Genomic DNA, 1078 nt, shown 5'->3' on the forward strand with positions numbered 1-1078 from the left:
TGTACTCGGACCAGACGTTGGTAGCAGGCGTGTTGGCTTGATGTGAGGAGAACCTCCGGGTGGGGTGTGGCTTGTCTAGGTCCATTTCCCTCCGGAGGTTCTCGTGTCCCACCGTAATGCCCGCACGACGTTTCACGGCCGGCTGCTGATGGTGCGCCGGCATCAGGCCGGCTGGGCCAAGGCCCATATCGCCAGCGCGATGGGGGTATCGCGCAAGTGTGTGCACACCTGGATCAGCCGGTTCGAGGCCGATGGCGAGGCCGGACTTGATGACCGGTCTTCGCGCCCACACACGACGCCGACCCGCATTCCGCGCAGCCTAGAAAATCAGATCGTGGCCTGGCGGCGGCGCCACCGCTGCGGCCCCGAGGAAATCGGCGCGAAGCTGGGGGTGTGCCCGCGAACAGTGTCGCGCGTGTTGAACCGCCACCAAATTCCCTACTTGCGCGACTGCGATCCTATGACCGGTCAACTAATCCGTGCCTCCAAGGCCACTGCTGTTCGCTACGAACGATGCCGACCGGGCGAACTGGTTCATATGGACGTCAAGAAGCTGGGCCGCATCCCTGAGGGAGGTGGATGGCGAGCTCATGGTCGAGGACATGCCCCAGACCGAGAACGCAAGAAAGGCAATGGATTCGACTTTGTTCACTCACTCGTCGACGATCATTCCCGCCTGGCCTACTCTGAGATCTTGCCCGATGAGAAAGGCCCCACCTGCGCAGGCTTCCTACGCCGGGCAGCGCTCAACTTTCGCGCCCACGGCATCGCCACCATCGACCACGTGATGACCGACAACGCCTGGGCCTACCGCTACTCGATCCGCGATGTCTGCGCAAAACTGGGTGCCCGGCAAGTGTTCATCAAACCGCACTGCCCCTGGCAAAACGGCAAGGTGGAGCGCCTCAACCGCACCCTGCAGACCGAATGGGCCTATAAGCGCGTCTTTGCTTCCAACGCCCACCGCGCCGCAGCCCTTGCCCCCTGGCTCAAGTACTACAACACTCAACGGCGTCACAGTGCACTTGGCGGGCTCCCACCGATCAGCCGACTGACACCAATCTCATGACTCGGTACA

At 62.4% G+C, this 1078-nt stretch carries 1 protein-coding gene; it reads left to right on the top strand.

The features are described 5' to 3' along the window. The first annotated feature begins 103 nt into the window (after positions 1–103). Positions 104–1069 carry an IS481 family transposase gene (locus tag BST14_RS28115; RefSeq protein WP_083067493.1) on the top strand — a complete coding sequence of 322 codons (966 nt, stop codon included), beginning with the start codon at positions 104–106 and terminating at the stop codon, positions 1067–1069. Positions 1070–1078: the final 9 nt, after the last annotated feature.

Source organism: Mycobacterium arosiense ATCC BAA-1401 = DSM 45069 (assembly GCF_002086125.1).
Lineage (GTDB): Bacteria > Actinomycetota > Actinomycetes > Mycobacteriales > Mycobacteriaceae > Mycobacterium > Mycobacterium arosiense.